This is a genomic window from Erwinia sp. Eh17-17 (assembly GCF_039675725.1).
Classification (GTDB): domain Bacteria; phylum Pseudomonadota; class Gammaproteobacteria; order Enterobacterales; family Enterobacteriaceae; genus Erwinia.
In genome coordinates, this window is record NZ_JBDFQT010000003.1 from 275,641 (window position 1) to 290,651 (window position 15,011).

At 60.2% G+C, this 15,011-nt stretch carries 8 protein-coding genes; 2 read left to right on the plus strand and 6 right to left on the minus strand.

All coding sequences use genetic code 11. From position 1 onward, the window contains the following. From ABEH87_RS11185 to ABEH87_RS11200, 4 genes are read right to left on the minus strand one after another with little or no spacing between them, the layout of a single operon-like run. Positions 1-288, minus strand: coding sequence for a hypothetical protein (locus ABEH87_RS11185; RefSeq protein WP_346576454.1), 288 nt, complete (start codon positions 286-288; stop codon positions 1-3). Next, on the minus strand, positions 278-8,056 hold the full coding sequence (locus ABEH87_RS11190; RefSeq protein ID WP_346576455.1) for a hemagglutinin repeat-containing protein: 7,779 nt from the start codon (positions 8,054-8,056) through the stop codon (positions 278-280). Before ABEH87_RS11190 ends, ABEH87_RS11185 begins: the two co-directional genes overlap by 11 nt. A gap of 19 nt (positions 8,057-8,075) precedes the next feature. Continuing rightward, a complete protein-coding gene (locus tag ABEH87_RS11195) occupies positions 8,076-8,594 on the minus strand; it encodes a toxin-activating lysine-acyltransferase (RefSeq protein WP_346576456.1) in 519 nt (172 codons plus the stop codon). A gap of 1 nt (position 8,595) precedes the next feature. Next, positions 8,596-10,299 carry a ShlB/FhaC/HecB family hemolysin secretion/activation protein gene (locus ABEH87_RS11200; RefSeq protein ID WP_346576457.1) on the minus strand — a complete coding sequence of 568 codons (1,704 nt, stop codon included), beginning with the start codon at positions 10,297-10,299 and terminating at the stop codon, positions 8,596-8,598. A gap of 387 nt (positions 10,300-10,686) precedes the next feature. Here ABEH87_RS11200 and ABEH87_RS11205 point away from each other — a divergent pair, with 387 nt between their 5' ends. Next, on the plus strand, positions 10,687-11,142 hold the full coding sequence (locus tag ABEH87_RS11205; RefSeq protein WP_346576458.1) for a DUF2946 domain-containing protein: 456 nt from the start codon (positions 10,687-10,689) through the stop codon (positions 11,140-11,142). Between the two features lie 52 nt (positions 11,143-11,194). Next, positions 11,195-12,631, plus strand: coding sequence for a PepSY domain-containing protein (locus ABEH87_RS11210; protein WP_346576459.1), 1,437 nt, complete (start codon positions 11,195-11,197; stop codon positions 12,629-12,631). A gap of 341 nt (positions 12,632-12,972) precedes the next feature. Here ABEH87_RS11210 and ABEH87_RS11215 read toward each other — a convergent pair whose 3' ends face one another. Further along, positions 12,973-13,971: a nucleoside hydrolase gene (locus ABEH87_RS11215; protein WP_346576460.1), complete on the minus strand. Its 999-nt coding sequence runs from the start codon at positions 13,969-13,971 to the stop codon at positions 12,973-12,975. Positions 13,972-13,983: 12 nt separating this feature from the next. Further along, positions 13,984-15,000 carry a LacI family DNA-binding transcriptional regulator gene (locus ABEH87_RS11220; protein WP_346576461.1) on the minus strand — a complete coding sequence of 339 codons (1,017 nt, stop codon included), beginning with the start codon at positions 14,998-15,000 and terminating at the stop codon, positions 13,984-13,986. Positions 15,001-15,011 lie beyond the last annotated feature (11 nt).

Here is a 15,011-nt window from a genome sequence, read left to right on the forward strand (position 1 = left end):
TCAGGCAGTCAGTGCCAGGAGTTCAGCGGCCAGCTCGCGGGCATCCTGCTGATAGTTTTCACGCCAGCTTGCCGACCAGTCGGCGGGACGTCCCTGCTCTTCCCACTCCGCCAGCGCCAGACCATTGACGATCTCCAGTTCAAACCACAGGCTTTGCCAGGCGTCCGCGTCCGTGACCAGCGCACTGTCCTGCCACAAAAATTCGGTGTGTGCGACAAAGCTGGCCCAGGCAAACAGATCCTCTGAAGCCCGCTCTGCCCGTTCGATCAACTGCGCCTTATTTACCATATTTCACCGTCACCACTTTTCCAGAACTGTTCGTTACGACCGAAACATTGTTGGTGGCATCATAGTACGACGTTGTATTTCCCCGGCTTGGGGTCGCAACGCCCGTCTTAATGGTGTTTTCCACCACCGACGGCATGATGCCGCGATCCTGCATTCTATCTAAAGAGTGACCTGAATACTCGCGGTTGCTGATGGTGCCAGCCTCGTTTCTTACCGGTTGATAAGACGGGTTTTTAGGCTGATTCATCTGATTTTGTTTACTGCCCAGCGGCAGGGCCGGGTCGCGCACGCTGCCGTTGACCGGTGGCGTCGCCGTAGCGCTGCTGCCTTTGCCGCTGCTCACCGGACTGCGCGTGCCTTTGATTCCGCCACTCAGCGCCCCCAGCGCTGCACCCGCCAGAAGCTGCGCGCGATCGGCATCCATACCGTAACGGCTTTGCAGCTGCTGTGCGAACTGCGTGCTGGACACCACGCCTTCGGCCTCCATCTGCTGGGCAAAAAGTGCAGACATGTCGTTCTTCATCTTCCACGGCACATCATCCGAACCCAGCACCCGATCGATCGCCTCACGGACCAGCATACCGTTAGCGGTAACATCACCAAAGTTGGCCTTACAGGCTGCCGCATCGGTCGCACAGACGGCAATCAGCTCATCCTGCTGTTTCAGGCTGAGTTGCTGCATCTCTTTTCTGACCGTCGCGCAGTCACCGCGCGCCTCACACCCCTGCGCCTTCGCGGCAAACTTGTCGATCTGCTCAGGCTTGAGGTAGTTATTGGTCATGGCATTATCGCCGGCTTTATAGGCATCCACCGCGCCCGCCGTATCGCCGGACACCAGTGCACCGGTCAGACTGGTGGCAATCAGCGCCAGGTTCTTAATGGTGTTTTTCTGCTGATTATCCAGCTGGTCCGTTGCGACGTCCGGGTACAGTGCATTATGAATGGCACGGATAGCCAGCTCGCCGCCCGCGCCACCCGCGGCACCTGCCAGCGCGTTCTGCCCGCTCATCTCCGCCACAACCCCGCCGAGGATGGCGTGGGCGAAGGCATTGGTGGCAATCTCCTGAGCAGTCGGGTTTTTCGGATCGTTATAGGTGACGTCTTTAATCACCCCGGCCAGATAAGGCGTTGAGGCCTGCGCCAGCGCTTTCGCCGGGTCGCCTCCCGCCAGCGCACCGATCGCCGTCACCGCCGCATTCCCCGCTTTAACCCAGGTATCATCCGGGCCGTAGCCTTCCATTGCTTTCTTGTAGGCGCTGCTGCTTGTCACCGCATTCCAGTACTCCTTGCGCTGATCCGGTGACGCATTGGCCCCCGGCTTTTCACCCACCTCCTCGATGCCCTGCTGGTTGGCATACAGCTGGCGCTCGGTAAGGATAGTGGTCATGGTGGAAGACGCAATCGAGCCGATCAGCTGTGCTTTCTGCAGACGCTTCTGTTCCGCCGCCTTATCAAAGATCGGGCTGAGCGTCTGATTCGCGTGTTCCACATCCCGGCTCAGGGTGCTGACATCCTGCTGCTGGTCAGCGTTGCGGACAATCAGCGTACCGTCAGATACGGCCGAACGGGTGGTGCTGGAACCGTCGCCGGAGGTCTGTACCGCCGACATCGAGGTTGGCGCAATATTCTGCCCCAGCTGAGTCAGTTTCGGCGTGTAGGGGGTCTTTTCTGTATTCTGATCCTCGCCCGATGACCCGGGGCTTTTTTCCAGTTTGAACTGGCTGGTCAGCCCGACGCTCACGCCAGAGGTGGCATAGTCGGCACGGTTTTCAATATCGCTGAAGCCGAGGGTGCCGGTGTCGAGACGATTGTTCGCCGCCTCAGAGGTGCTGCCAATCACCGCCCCGTTAAGCTGGGTGTGATTGCCGACCGTGACATCATAGCCCCCGTCTCCGGCGAAAATGCCGCTCTGTTCCTGCACGCTGTCATAGTTGCTCTTCAGCTTGTCGTTGCTGACCGACAGGCTGCCGCTGGCGGTCATCGTCCCAAAGGTGAAGCTCAGCCCACCGCTGACTTTCTGATCTTTTGACTTGAAGTTATTGCTGTCCTGCTCGCTGGTGATGGTCAGGTCGCGCCCGACATCCGCCACGATGCGGTCCGCGCTGACCTGTGCTCCGGTCAGGGTGGTATCGCGGCCGCTGAGCAGCGTCACCTTGTTACCCGCGTCCAGCGTGGTTTCGCTGTGGGTCAGACCGTCGCCGTCTTCACTGCCTTTACCTTTGTTGGCTTTGGCAAAGATGCTCAGCCCGACACCGCCGGAACCCGCGCCAATGCTGGCGCCCACAGAACCCCCTCCGCTGCTCTTATCGCTGCTGGAGACCTGGCTGTTTTCTGCCGACAGCAGGTTGATATCGCGCGCAGCGGATAACAGCATCTCATTCCCCGCCTGCAGCTGGCTGCCCTGCACCAGGATGTCGCCATCCTGCGTCGCGCCGTCGCTGCCGTTCGCGAAGATATTCAGATTGTGGGCGGCCTGAATGGCGCTGCCCGCCGAAGTCATCTGCTCGCTCTGGCTCTCACTGCGTTCTTTCTGCATGCCCAGCGACAGGCTGATGCCGACAAAACTGTCATTTGTCGGATCCTGCAGTGCCCCGCGGATGGCCTGCGTAGCCTGATAGCCATCCAGGCCCGCTTTCACCAGCTGCAGGCGCGCCACGCGGTCGTCCTGCTTATCGGTTTCCATCTCAGAAATGGTGTTGGCCGTATTCAGTGCGTCACCGACCGCGCCGGACAGGGCCAGGGTCAGGCCGCTGGAGCGCGTTTCCGACGTGCTGTGCGTGCTGGCGCTGTTTTCCACCGAGCCAATTTCCACGTTTTTGCCGATCAGATTGATATCGTTACCGGCGATCACCTCTGAACCCTTAACCTTCAGATCGTTACCGGCAATCATCGTGGTATCGCCGCTGACCGAACCGATCTGGCTGCCCTGGGCCGTCAGACTGACGGTTTCATTGGTGGATTTGGTGAAGTTAGTTCCGATGTTGACACCCAGCCCGCCGTTGCTCATCAGGCCGGACTTGGTTTTCTGCTTCATCGCCCAGGCGTCGCGGCTCTCCTGAGCCGTGTCCACCGTCAGATTGTTACCTGCTTTCATCGTCAGTGAATCATCTGCGGCAACATTACTGCCGCTGACACCGAGATCGTGCCCGGCCATCAGGGTGATATTTTTTCCACCCAGGCTGCTGGCAACCGCGTTCTCTTCGGTAAACCCGGCGCGGGTTTTGGTGGTATTGCTGGACAGGAAGCCTGACCCCTTAACCTTCGACGCCATATCCAGAGAGGCGTCCTCACCGGCGGTGCCGATGTTGATGTCGTTACCGGCGGTCAGGTTAAGCGCGTTGCCCGCATTCAGCTTAGCCGCCGCCGTGGTGATATTATTTGCCGCCTGCACCAGCACATTGCCAGCGCCGGTGATCTCACTGCCCTGCGCGGTGGTGGTACTCTGGCTCAGATGGTTGTCTTTATCCCACACTACCCTGTCACTGCTGCCGGAATGCACCGCCGTCAGGTTGACATCACGCCCGGCAAGCACGGTGGTCTGGCTGTTTTCGCCGGAATTCACCACCTGCGCGCCCTGCATATTGACGTCGCGCCCCGCCTGCAGGGCCAGCTTGCCGTCATCCTGCTGCACATACATGCCCGCCACGCGGGACACGCTGTCGCGGCTGAAGCTGTTGCTGCCGTTGCTGCTTTCGCTATGGGTGGTCTGCGACACCACGTTAAGATCACGCCCGGCGCTGGCTACCAGCGAATTCTGCGCCTGGATCAGGCCGCCATTGTTGGTCAGGTCATTACTGGCCAGCAGCTGCACCTTGCCGCCGCTGATGATGCCGCCGACGTTGGTAATGGTATCGCCGCTGATACTCAGCATCTGGCTGGCATTGACCCGGCCCGAGTTGAGCATATTACCGCTGACGCCGATGGCGATATTGCGCCCGGCGAGCAGGGCCCCGCTGCCGTCGATGTCGCCCTTTTTCACCTGGGCATAAACCTGTGGCACCAGCACACTCTGACGGCTGCCGTCGGCCAGCGTCACGTCACGCGCCACCAGCCACACCATATCACTGGTGATGTTGGCCATCTGGCTGGCAGTCAGCGCCACGCCCGGCACCAGGTCGAAGGTTTTGCCGAAGGCAACCCCGGCTTCCATCAGCGCTTTGTACTGCTCTTCATCGCTCTGATATCCGGCCAGGTAGCGGTCTCCGGTCAGTTCCACCAGCTGTTCACGCACCAGGCGCTGCTCGTAGAAACCGTCGCCCAGACGTTTCTGGGTGATATCGGGATCGGACTGGAGCTGAGACAGCATAAAGTCAGAGCTGAGCCAGGTTTTCTGGTTGGTGTAACGCGGATCGGTTTCGATCAGGTAGCTGCCGGAAACTGACGGCAGGGTGCTGAACAGGCTGTTTTCCGGCAGGGTGGTGTCCGGCACCTGGGAGCGGATCACCGTGGCGTCGGTATTACCGGCGATCTCAATACGCTGGCCACCGGGCAGTGAAGCCAGATCGCCACTGTTCAGCAGCGCAAGGTTGCTGCCGCTGAGCGTCGGTGCGCTGCCGGTGACCTGAGTATTGCCCTTCGCCACGCTCGGCGACAGGGCAATCGCGTGGATTTCATCCGGCGGCGTATACGGTGAAGCATCGGCCTTCTGCTTATCATGGCCTTTTTTGTGGATGCGATCCCACTCGATCACCTGGCCCACTTTCTGCACCAGCAGCGTCCCGGCGACTTCAACGTTATTCAGGTTGGCATTGCTGACCAGCAGATCGCCCCCGGCGATGATGCGGCTCTTATCGTTCAGCGTGTTGTCGGCATTAATCCCCAGGCTACCGCCCGCAATAATCTGCGCCGGGTCGGATTCGGTGATCTGCTCCTGCCAGGTGCTCTGCATGTATTCATACTGGTAGTAGTGATCCTGATTACACACCACGCCGCTGATGCAGATGTGCTGCACTTCATCATGATTAAAGCTGATGTCGTAATCGTCGGTGCCGTAATGCACGCCGTTGTTCAGCGACACCACCATGTATTCGTTTTTCTGCTCGTCCGAGAGATGCACCATCTCAGTAGCAAAATGGTCGTTGATGTTGTTCAGCGTGCCGGTGTTGATCAGCATATTCCCGGCGGATTCGATGGTCGCACTGTGGTTATTGATGGTGCTGGCGCGCCCGGTGGCGGCGTAATTCTCATCCAGCTGGCCGCCAATCGACATATCACCGCCGCTGTAGATCAGGCTGTGGGCACGGTTGTTCAGCGTTCCCACGCCGAGATCGAGGCGCTGACGCGCTGCGAGAGTGGCCGCACTGCCGCCTTCATCGAGGTTATTCAGCTCGCCCGCCTGGATCGCCAGATGATCGCCATAGATGCGCCCGCTGCCGATGTTGGTCAGCGTGGCCGCACGCAGCACCGTTTCCACACCGTCAATGATGCCACGGTTGGTCAGGCCGCCGGTGGTCGTCAGGTGGGTGCTCTGCCCGCTGATATCCCCACTCTGCTGATTGTTGAGGCTGGCCGCCGTCACGTCTAACTGCTGACCGGCCCCCAGCACACCGCTGTTATCCAGCGCGCCCTGCACCGCGAGGTCGAGGTTGCCATTCGCCAGCGTGCTGCCGCTGTTGCTGAAATCACCGTTAACGCCCAGCTGCATATCGCCCAGCGACAGCAGCTGACCGTTGCCGTTCACAGACTGCACGGTGGCATTGAGGTTTTTCCCGGCAATCACTTTGCCGCCCTCATTGTTGAGCGCGCCCGCATTGAGCGTTGCGCCTTCCACAGCGGCAATACCGCCGTTCTGATTATTCAGCGCCAGGCCGCCGCTATCCAGTGACAGCGTCTGTCCTACCACCGTCCCGCCGACGTTGTTCAGCCCGGCGCTGCGCACCTGGACGTTCCCCGCCGACTCCAGCCGTCCGCCGTTGTTGTCCAGCTGCGCGCTGGTCACGGAGAGATCGCCGTTCAGCGCGGAGATCATCCCGCGCTCGTTATTCAGCGCCCCGGCCGACGTGACCACCACCGCCGATCCCGCGCTGCGGCTGTCGCTCAGGTCAATCTCTGCGGCCTGTACATCCAGTCTGCCAGCGGCCAGGTTCTGCCCGTGGCTGGCCAGTTTACCGCTGCTGGTCAGGGTCAGGTTCCCGCTGCTCCCCACGCTGCCGTCGGCGTTGATCCCGCCGCCGAACACCGAATCTTTACTGCTGTTCAGCTCACCGGCGCTGGCGCGGGCGTCGCGCCCGGCGGCAATCAGCCCGTCGTTGCTGAGCTGGCCGCTGACGCTGGCGTTAACATCGCGCCCGGCATACAGCGTCCCGCCGCTGTTGCTCAGCTGGCCGCTGGTCAGGGTCAGATCACCACGCTGTGCCGAGACGCTGCCGCGATCGTTATTCAGCATACCGCCGCTGGTCAGCGCGACTTCCGCCCCGCTGCTCTGGCTGTCGCTGAGGTCGATATCTGCCGCCTGCACGTCGAGTTTGCCGGCCGCCAGATTCTGGCCGTGACCGGCGAGTTTGCCGCTGCTGCTGAGCGTCAGATTACCGCTTTCTCCCAGCGTACCGTCACTGTTCACCCCCGCCCCCAGCACGCTGGTTTTACCGCTGTCGATGGCAGCGGCGCGCACCTGAGTATCGCGTGCGGCAACGATCATACCGGTATTATTCAGCTGACCGCTGACGGTGGCGTTGGTATCGCGGCGCGCATGCAGCGTACCGCTGTTGTCCAGCCCGCGGCCGCTGACCTGCACATCTTCACTGGCGCTGATGGTGCCGCTGTTTTCGATACGCCCGTCGGCGCTGATCGTCACGCTGCCCGCCTGGGCGCCCAGCGCACCGGCATTACGCACACCGACGCCGTTTTCGGTGCCGATCAGGCGGATTTTCCCGGCATACATGCCGCCAAGCTGTGCCACATCCAGCGCCACAGCGGGCTTTGCCTCGTTATTGCTGTCTGCATCAGCGTTTTTGCTGATGCTATCCCCGTCGGCGCTGACCTGGTTTTTCCCGGTGGTGACCTTCAGGTCATTGGCCCAGATACCGCTGTTCACTTTCACCGTGTGGGCGATCAGGTCGGTGTAGTCCTGACGGCTGCTGTCCATCCCGGTGCCCTGCACCACAATTTCGCCGCCGTCCACCTTATAGCCCGTAATCTGGCCGTCCTGCATGATGGCTTTACCGGTGGTCAGCGTGGCGCGGTTGGCATTGATAAAACCACAGCCTGCACAGGTGATCCCGGCGGGGTTAGCAATCACCACCTGGGCTTTCTGACCGGCGACTTCGACATAACCGTTCAGCTTGCTGGGGTCGCGTGAGTTCACCTCATTCAGGATCACCTTGGCCTCACCGCGTGCCAGGTAAGGGTTGCCGGAAACCCAGCCGCCCTGCTGCGTCTGAACGTTACGGTGGGAGTTATTGAGGATCGCGCCTTTCTGATCGACATCGAACTGGCTGTAGGTATTGCGCGACACGCCGCCCGCGCTTGGAGCCTGAATATTGACCTGCGGCGTACCGTTGGCGGTCTGGCCGATCATCGGCTGCTGGCCTGCCGGCGCGCTGCCGTCGGCTACAATCCCTGCCGCCAGTGCCTGCGGCATCAGCGCCACCATGCCCAGTGCGCCCAGAGTGAAGAACGCCAGCGGTGACAGCTGGCCAATCAGCTGACTGAGCGTGTGCCCTTCGCCGCTGACCGCCGGACCTTTGCCATGACCACGGCCGTTTTCAGCCACCACCATCAACAGGCCACGCGCCTTGTTGAAAATAACGCGATAAAGATTCTTATTCACCTGGGTTCATCCCTTCCAGTTAACGGCTTGCCAGCGGCGTGTCGCGCTGCCAGCGTGCAAAATCCTGATGCGTTACCGCATCGCCACGGAAATTCATTACGCGCAGACCGCGCTGCTCGCCCCGGTGATACAGCGAACGGATACAGTGGTGCGGGAACAGCGTGCCCCCCACCACGCGGCGCAGCGCCTGCTGCCCGCCAAACGGCGCAATCCAGTCGCGGATCCACAGGCGGTCACCGCTGTTCCAGTCGCGTTCCTGCACGTGAATGCCGGACTGCGTGAGATAGCGCTGCTCGGCTTCTTCATCCATCCACGCCCAGCTGAGGAAAAACACCGGCTTGTCGTCACGCATCGCCAGCGCAAACTGCTGATGCTTAATCGCTGGCAGCAGCAGCGTCGGCAGCGCGCTGAGCGGAATATCGCGATGCTGTGCCGAATGCATCCACAGCCAGACGCTGGCACCGAGCACTTCAGACTCGCTGAACGCACTGCTCAGCAGCGGAGAAATCACCTGAAAACCGTTTACCGGGATCGTCATATCAGTATTGCCAGCTGAGGTTGAAGCCAAGAGAGACGGGGCTGGTACTGAACCCGTCCGGTTTGGAAAACGGTACGCCCGCAAACAGGTCGTAGCCGGTATTCAGCACGTTACCGCGCAGGCCAACCACGCCCCCGGCCAGATGGTGACCGACCTGATAATCGATACCGCCTTTAACTTCGCCGTAGTCCGCGCCGAGATAGAGTTCCTGATTCGGCAGCGGGGTACGCCAGGCAATGTCATTGCGCACATACCAGCCTTCGTTGCCGTTCAGGGTGTATTCGCCGTCGAAGCCGCGCACCGTCCAGCGGTTACCGATGGAGATCTGATCCTGCGGCGTCAGCGGAGAGTGAGTCATCTGGCGCTGGAACTGCCCGTTATAGCGGAAGGACTGCCCCCACAGCTGGAATGGCGCATCCAGCTGCAGCGAGAGCTGAACAATCTTCGCCAGCCCGGTGCCTTCACCGAAATTCTCTTCCGGCGCAGGCTGCGCGCCAAACCAGCGGGTTCCGCGCTGATAGCTCACCCCGGCATCCAGCGTGGCCTGGCCGATATAGTGGCGATGCTGTAAGCCCAGACGCCAGGCGGCAGTCTGACGGCGCTGCTGCGTAATCTCGGTGTCGTTAATGTAGTTGCTGGATTCGCGCGTCATCACCTCATAGCTGAACGAGGTTTTCTGGCTGCTGCTGCGGTGCAGCACGCGGCCAAGCTGGAAATTAAGGTTCTTACTCTTGCCGCTGTAGCGGTAGTCGAACCCGGTTCCCTGGCCGGACTGCTGATAGTCGTAGTCGCTGAAGGTGACGCCGGTGGTCCAGTACCCAAACGGCACGGAGTAGTGGATCAGGGTATTTTTGCTGTCCCTGTCGCCTTTCGGCTGCAAGGCCTGCCCCGCCGAGACGTAGAACAGGTCGCTGAGCGACAGCGGGTTATCGACATAGAGTGTCAGCCCCCCCTGATAGCGCCCGGTGCTTTTGCTGCCGGAGTCATCCAGCGTGGCGCCCAGGCGCCAGTGGCGCGACTGTTTCCAGCTGACGTCGATATCACTTTCGCCGGGCTGTTCGCCGGGAACAATCTGCATATCGGCCTGCACGGTCGGCAGGCGCTGCAGGTTTTCCAGCCCCTGCTCAATATCCCGCAGGTCCAGCAACGCCCCGGCGTGGGCAGGCATGGCGGTATACAGCTGGACGTAGCGGTCGCTGTCCGGCGTCAGACGCACATTGCTGACTTTACCGGGTACCAGCATCAGCTTCAGCGTACCGCTGTTGATATCCTGCGGCGGTGCCAGCACGCGGGCGGTGACATAGCCGTGGTCCACTAAGCGGTTTTGCAGCGCACTCATCAGCAGGTTGATACCCTTGCCGCCCAGACATTTCCCCTGCGCCTGGTCGGCCAGCTTTTGCAGCGGCATCCAGAGCGGGAACGCATCTCGCCCCTGTAACTCAATGTGTTGCAGAGCAAAACAGGGTTGTTCGGTCGGAAACGCGATGCGGCCGAAGAAGCTGCCCGGTTCCTGCAGACGCACGTCCGGCGTCGGCGGAGCCAGCTGGCGCTCAACGGCACGCTGACGTTCCTGCTGATTAATTAACTGCTGATCGCCGGGTGTGGCAGCGGCCACGTCAACGGCGTGAAATAAGCTGATAATAACGGCCAAACTACTGAGACGTGCAGGAGTTACCCCGTCTTTTCCAGACGCAATCCGTAGCATAGTTATGCCCTGAGCAAGGTTTATTATTTATACGATGTTGATGCCACGTACTTTAACGATTTCTTATCCAGGATTGTTCCTAAACTTACATAACACTTACACTTGCACGACGAATTTAAAAACAATGACACAAGGAAAATCTTAATTTTCCTCAAAAAAGAGTATAAATAAACCAATCAAATTCAATGAATTAAACAATATTTAAGAAAAAATACATAAATACTCATAAGTCAAATTAATAGCCCTGAATTAACTGGTAATAAGTAGAAATAGTTAAGATAACACCTTAAATCTAAAGTGCCGTCTGGTACGGAAATAAGTACAAGTAAGTCATTACTTTTCCCCTTCAGCAGCAAATTCAAGTACACTTCCGCCGGGTTTTCCTGTGTGAAGAAAGACGTGTCGCTGATCTCATTTTCTGCCACCCGCAGTCGCCTTGCCGCATGGCTTGCTCTGCTGGCCATCTTGCTGCTGTTTGTTGCACCGGTGATCTCGAAATCACTGGCGCAGGCGCGTGGCAGTCACAGCGTGATGATGATGCATCATGGGGTGATGATGGAGATGGCTGAGATGCCGGAAATGCATCACGACATGGCGAACATGCAGAAGCCTGACGACACGCTGGGCGACCATCATCCGATGTCGATGATGGATGACAGCGCCTGCGGCTACTGCGTGCTGCTGGTCCACCTGCCGCTCGACTTAATGACGCTGCCGCTGCTGTGGTCCTCGTTACAGGCGGCCACGCTGCCGGACGTCCCGCTATTCCAGCCGGTCGTCGCCCGCTTTGTTCCCCACTTCTTCCATCCCCGCGCCCCGCCGCTCGCCATCGCTTCACGTTAATTTTCCCTGCGGAATCTCCGCAGCCCCCGTGAATACCTGTACAGACAGGTGGATGGAAGAGACTATGTCAGAGAATATCCGGCGTGCGACTGCGCACGCCACCCACAGCCGTAGCGCGCTGCTCCCGCTGCTGCGTCGCCTGCATTTCTATATCGGGCTGTTTATTGCCCCGTTTATCTTTGTCGCGGCGCTGACCGGCACGCTGTATGTGCTGACGCCCCAGCTGGAAAACTGGCTGTATCAACCGCAGCTGTTTACCACCTCAACCGGTCCGGATCGGCCACTCGCGGCGCAGATAGCCAAAGCCAGCAGCGTGATGGTGCCGGATGCAAAAATCGCCGCCGTGCGCCCGGCCCCGCAGGCGGGGGAAACCACCCGCGTGATGTTCTCCAGTGCCGATCTCGGCGCGTCGGAGACCCGTGCGGTCTTTGTTGACCCGAAAACGCTTGAAATCAAGGGCGTGATGACGGTGTATGGCACCAGCGGTGTGCTGCCGTTACGCACCTGGCTGGACTATCTGCACCGCAACCTGCTGCTCGGCGACTTCGGCCGCAACTACAGCGAACTGGCGGCAAGCTGGCTGTGGATTGCCGCGCTGGGCGGTGCGCTGCTGTGGGCCACCAGCCGTGCCCCCAGGCGCCCCCCCGCGCAGGATAAACTCACCCGCGCCCGGCGCCTTGCCGGTCAGCGTCGCTGGCACACCACCCTCGGCCTGGCGCTGCTGCTGGGCCTGGTGTTCTTCTCCGCCACCGGCCTGACATGGTCACGCTGGGCCGGGGATAACATCTCCCTGATGCGCAACCACTTTGGCTGGATGACCCCGGCGTTAAATACGGCGCTGCACCCTGAACCGGCCGCGATGGAGATGCCGGTGGACGAACATGCGGAACATTCCGGCCATATGGAGATGTCTCACCACGCCGCCTCATCCGCCGTCAGCCAGGCCAGCGTCACGCCCGCGCAGTTTGATGCGGTACTGAGCGCGGCGCGTGCGGCGGGGATTGATGCCGCTAAGCTGGAAATCCGGCCGTCGTATCTGGCGGATAAAGCCTGGACGGTCAGCGAGATCGACCGCCGCTGGCCGACGCAGGTGGACAGCGTGGCGGTGGACCCGCAGAGCAACGCGGTGAAGGATAAGGTGGAGTTTGCCAGCTTTGGCCTGCTGGCCAAACTGACGCGCTGGGGGGTGGATGCGCATATGGGCGTGCTGTTTGGCGTGGCAAATCAGCTGGTGCTGGCGCTGTTCGGCGCGGGTCTGTGCGTGATGATTGTCATGGGTTACCGCATGTGGTGGCTGCGCCGCCCGCAGAACGGGCAGATATCTCCGCTGGATACGCTGCTGGGCTGCTGGCAGCCGCTGTCGCTGAGCGCACGTTTTCTGCTGCTGGTGGTGACGGCGGTGCTGGCGGTGTGTTTACCGGTGATGGGGGTCAGTCTGCTGGTGCTGCTGGGCATTGATATCTGGCGCTGGCGGCGGGCCGTCGCCTGACCTGAACACGGGACGACCGGAAAAAAAGGTCGTCCCCTACGGATAGGGACATCCGTTCATCATCCCAAACGGATAACGGTCATCCTGTCGTCGTTCCCATGAATCGCGGGTATCCGTTCGTCGTCCCCAACGGATAGGGACATCTGTTCATCATCCCAACGGATAAGGGACATCCTTTCGTCGTTCCCATGAATCACGGGTATCCGTTCGTCGTCCCCAACGGATAGGGACATCTGTTCATCATCCCAACGGATAACGGGTATCCGTTTGTCGTCCCCACGCCTAATGGATATGCGATCGCTGTAGGGGTTGACCTTCTTTTCCGGTCAACCCGCTTCCGGTCAACCCGCTGCTGAACCCAATGGCTGCGCCAGATAATGCGTCAGCATCGCCAGCAGTTGCTGATTATCCACCGACTGCAACACATGCACCTGTCCACCCGGCGGCTGACCAATGCCCACGTCCACGCGCAGCGGCTGGCGGAAACGCCATGACTTACCGCGCGTCATTCCCGGACGCAGCTCGACATCGACAAAATAATCCGCCGCCGTCCCGACCCGCTGATTCAGCAACCACGCCACCACCAGCGCGTCATGGATCCAGCATCCCGGCAGGTGACGGGTCTGAATCGAATAGTCAATCCACGGACGCAGCGTCTCGGTGACAAAACGCGCCAGCGGCGTATCGATCTGCGCAATCTGGTTGAGATCCTGATGGGTCATCAGCGTCTGGCTGGTGACATCCATCGGCACCAGCGTAATATTCGCCCCGCTGGTCAGCACCTGGTGCGCCGCCTCCGGATCGATACCAAAATTGGTGTCTTTAATAAAATCATCCAGCGCAAACACCCCGCCCATGATGGCGATTTCCTGCACCGCATCAGCCATCTCCGGGTAGCGTTGCAGCGCCAGAGCCACGTTGGTCAGCGGACCCAGGGCCACCAGGGTGATTTTCCCCGGATTGGCGCAGATCAGCTGCCCTATCGCATCCGCCGCTTCCTGGGGAGGCGCACTAAACGACTGCGGCTGACGCACACCGCGCCACAGGTGGGCCAGCTGGTTACTGTGTACGCGCTGGTCTAACGCCTCACGCCACGGCGCCGTGGGCTCACACAGCGCGGCCTCAGCCCCCTGCACCACCGCCACCGGCTGTCCGATACGCGTCAGCAGATCTTTCACGACGCTGTAGCCCACGTGGCTTGGGGTGTTGCCCGCCACGGTGGTGATCAGCTCCAGCGATATTTCCGGCGCGGCGAGCGCAAGGGCAAGAGCCAGCCCGTCATCAACGTTGGCGCCGGTAATACCATTCCCAGGATCACAATCAATAATTAATCTTTTCATATTGTTATCTTATTATCGGGCCAGTTTACAGCCGCAGGATTCGCCAATTTCAAGCTGATGAGAGAACTCGCTCAGGGTGTCCTCCCCTTTCCATGCCGTCAGCATTCTGATGGCGGTACTGGCCATCTCGCGCACGGGCTGGCGCACCGTGGTCAGTGAGGGAACGTGATAAGCAGACTGATCCGTACCGTTAAAACAGACCAGGGACAGATCGTGCGGCACGCGGATGCCCTGTTCCGATACGGCGCGAATGCAGCCGACGGCCTGCGCTTCGTTAGAGACAAACAGCGCTCGCGGGCGCGTTGCCCCCTGCAACATACGCTGCGCCGCCTGATAACCGCCATCGCGGGTATAAGGCGTATGGAAAATCCACTCCGGGCGCTCTTCCACGCCGTGTGCCAGCAGCGCATCACGCCAGCCGCACAGACGGTCCTGCGAATTCAGTCTTTCCGCCGGACCGCAGATAATCCCCACCTCCTGATAACCGTGACTCAGTAGATGGGCCGTCACCTGACGCGAGGCCTCGCGCTCATCAACGCGGATCACATTCACCTTCAACGCAGGGTCAACCCGGTCGAGCATGACAAAGGGTGTGCCGCTGGCCTGTAAAACATCAATGTAAGGGTGGCGATCGACGCTGATATAAAACAGGCCGTTAACCTGCTGCCCCAGCAGATTGTTAATCAGCTGCAGTTCGCGCTTGCGGCTGTCACCGGCATCGCCCAGCAGCATCACCATGTCATTCGCCAGCGCCTGCTGTTGCAGTTCATGCGCCAGCGAAGCGATAAATGCATTGCCGATATTCGGCACCACCAGACCGTAGGTTTTGGTGGTGCCCGAAGCCAGCGCACGCGCCACGCTATTCGGACGGTAGCCGGTCCTTTTGATGGCGGCCAGAACCCGCTCCCGCGTGGCGGGTGCCACGGGACGCGGCCCGTTATTGACAACATAGCTCACCACGGCAACCGAGGTTCCGGCTTCTTTTGCCACATCTGCACGGGTCGTTCGATGATGAATAGGCTTTTTCATTGGCCTGCTTC